This window comes from Treponema sp. R6D11 (assembly GCF_054786075.1).
Genome location: NZ_BDHD01000196.1, coordinates 1 through 3,112 on the forward strand (window position 1 = coordinate 1; position 3,112 = coordinate 3,112).

At 42.5% G+C, this 3,112-nt stretch carries 2 protein-coding genes; both read right to left on the reverse strand.

Features of this window, described 5'->3' with window-relative positions; translation table 11 throughout:
• The coding region (locus ACYVTD_RS11040) for a histidine kinase dimerization/phospho-acceptor domain-containing protein (protein WP_461247823.1) at positions 1-2,024 on the reverse strand (2,024 nt) is incomplete at its 3' end.
• Position 2,025: 1 nt separating this feature from the next.
• Complete coding sequence (locus tag ACYVTD_RS11045) at positions 2,026-3,045, reverse strand: HD domain-containing phosphohydrolase (protein WP_461247824.1); 1,020 nt, start codon at positions 3,043-3,045, stop codon at positions 2,026-2,028.
• Positions 3,046-3,112: the final 67 nt, after the last annotated feature.

Below are 3,112 nucleotides of genomic sequence, written 5' to 3' on the forward strand. Positions count from 1 at the left end.
GTGTTAAAGCGTGAGTATTCGTCGAACAGTTTTTCAATCTGTTCGTCCGTCATTCCCTGTCCCGTGTCGGCTACGCTGAATACAAGCGTTACCTGTTGTTCTACTTGCTTAAAATCCTCCACGGTAACAGACAGCGAAATTTCGCCCTTGTCCGTATACTTAAACGCGTTGGAAAGCAGGTTATTCAATATCTGTTTAATACGCAATTCGTCGCCGAACAGCGTTGAAGGAATGTTTTCGTCAACATGAAGGTTAAAGGCAATCTGCTTGCTTTCGTAATGCATAACGGTAAGCTGAACCGTGTCAATAATTAGACTTGGAACGTCATATCCCGCAGGTGCAAGTTCAAGTTTACCGGCCTCTATTTTGGACAAGTCCAATATGTCGTTTATGATACCCAACAGCAAATAGCCGGAATTGAAAATTTTATCCAGCGCTTCCCTTAAACTAGGCGTAAGAGCTTCATCCTGAAGTTGAATTTCAGTGATGCCGAGTATTGCGTTCATGGGAGTACGTATTTCGTGGCTCATGCGCGACAGGAACTGGGTCTTGAAACGGTTACTCTGTTCCGCCTGTTCTTTTGCCTTTATCAAATCGGTCATGTCGACCGAATGTTGGATTTGAACCCTTCTTCCGTCGTGCCATTCTATGTAACGGGTGGTATTGTGGTATATTTGGTTAGAAACCGGGTTGTGCATTTCCCATACGACGGCGTTGTCCGGATCCTTGTCAAGCTGATAACAGGGGCAAAAATCGCATATTTTATCCACATCCTTTAGAAATACTTTGTAACAAAGCTTTCCTATACATTCATCCCCTACATTAAAAACTTTTTTCATGCAGTCGTTTATAAATAAAATTTCGCCCGAATGGGGGACGGTAACATAAACTTGCGCATCTATGCTGTTTAAAACATTGTTCATAATGCGAAGCGATTTTTCCGATTCGTTCATTTGTTTAATCGCGGTTCTTATGTCGCGTAAATCGCGCAAATAGGCGGCTAAGGTATATTCGTTTTTATGTTTAATGCGCACAATCTTAATTTCGCACGGTATCGGTTCTCCGCGCAATGTCTGGTGCATCCATTCAAAATGATCGTACCCTTCTTTATAAGCCCTGTCGGTATGTTCAATCATCTTATCTTTTGATAATGAGCCGTCCGGCTGATATTCCGGCGACAATCGGTAAAAATTATCAAGATATTCCTGCTTGTTTGACAATCCGAACATTTTTACGACGCTCTCATTGCAGTCAAGAAATTCAAAGCCTTTGCCGTGTATGTTCGCGCCTAAAGGCATGGAGTCAAATATGACCCGTAAATGCATTTCCGCCATGTTTCTTTCGGCGATAATGCGGGCCAATATGGTAATCAGGACGACTGTCAGCAATGTTCCAAGGGCTATGACGCATATCCTCATAAAAGCTATATGCATAGACATCTCGTTGTTTTTATGCGAAATGATGTTTTTTACAGCGTCCATTTTGATGCCGGTAAATAAAATGCCAATGACTTCGTTTGTGTCGGGCTGGAAAAGAGGGCGGTATAATGTAACGTATTCAACGCCTAGAATTACGTCTTTACCCGTATAATCTAAGCCGGATTGAATGGATTCGTACGCCGCGCTTTCCTCTCCAAGAAAAACATCTACCGCTGGTTTCCCGTTAGAATCGGTAATGCTGGACGTTATACAGTGGAAATTGTTGTTTTCCCTGATATATATTGCCACTTCTATTCCCATATCATGCGCCATGTTTTCGACAAGATCGTGATGGGCCAAAGGGGAAAACGTCTTTTCTTTCTCTTTTATATAATCGCCGCTTTCAAGGTGTATGATGCTGTTGTCGCTTTCAAGAAAAGATTCAAGGTACATCATGTCGTCTTTAAGTTTGTCTTCTTCCATGTAAACGGCGTTTTCAAGATTCATGGCTTCCATGCTGTAGAGGTGCATAATAAATACGCCTATCAGGGAAAGAAGGATAAAAACGGCGGCGGCTCCGGTTATTACCGAACGGTTTATTCTCAAATTACAAAGCCTCTCTTAAAACTTGAAATTTGTCCTTTATTTCAAGAAACACCTGGACGATTTTAGGATCAAACTGCTTGCCTGCGTTTAGCGCGATGATGTTAACCGCTTCTTCCTCCGATAGCGGTTCTTTATAAGGCCGCTTGGACAAAAGCGCGTCGTATACGTCAACAATCGCCATAATGCGCCCCTGCAACGGGATTTCCGTTCCTTTTAACCCGTAAGGGTAACCTGCGCCGTCCCATCGTTCATGGTGGTATTCCGCGAATAATTTTGCGTTACGCAAAAATTCTTCTTCATCCGTTTGGTCGATAATCCTGCTTATTATCCTGGCTCCCGCTGTAGTATGGGATTTCATCTGTTCAAATTCATCTATGTCCAATTTTCCGGGTTTGTTTAAAATCGCGTCCAATATATGGATTTTACCGGCGTCATGCAGGCGCGCCGACGAGGCGACCATTTCAAGATCCCAGCCGCTTATTTCTTCGGCGTATACCTCGCGTTCTTTCATCGCTATAATCAGTAATTTTACATAAGCCGAAGTGCGGTCATTATGCCCGCCTGTTTCTTTGTCGCGCTCTTCGATTACGTCGGACAATACGGTAATAATGCCGTCCTGCATCCGCCTGATCCTAGCCGTCCTTTCGCGGATAAGATCGTCAATATTTAAGTGGGTTTTAATGCGGTTTAAAAGCACTAGGGTAGAGAAGGGTTTTGTAATAAAATCTATTACGCCTAACTCAAAACCGCGGGCTTCAACCGTATCGTCCGAGTAGCCCGTAAGAAATATTACGGGAATGCCGGAATATAATGGGACGCTTTTAAGGCATAATAACGCTTCGAACCCGTCCATATCGGGCATTTCAATATCAAGAAGGATAAGATCCGGCGTAATCTTTTTTAAAAGAGTGAACATTTTTTCCGCGGAGGGTATAGTCAAAATTCGATAATGTGCTTCTAACGCGTGTTTTGCCATTGACAGGTTAATATCATTGTCGTCAACTACAAAAATCGTTTTCATCGCTATATACCATTTTCATCTACTTTTGTGTTTTTTTCAACAAATTTATTTGTATTTTGTTTGAAAA

Coding starts and splice junctions, on each gene's coding strand:
- ACYVTD_RS11045 (WP_461247824.1), bottom strand. CDS start 3,045: ATGAAAACGATTTTTGTAGTTGACGACAATGATATTAACCTGTCAATG.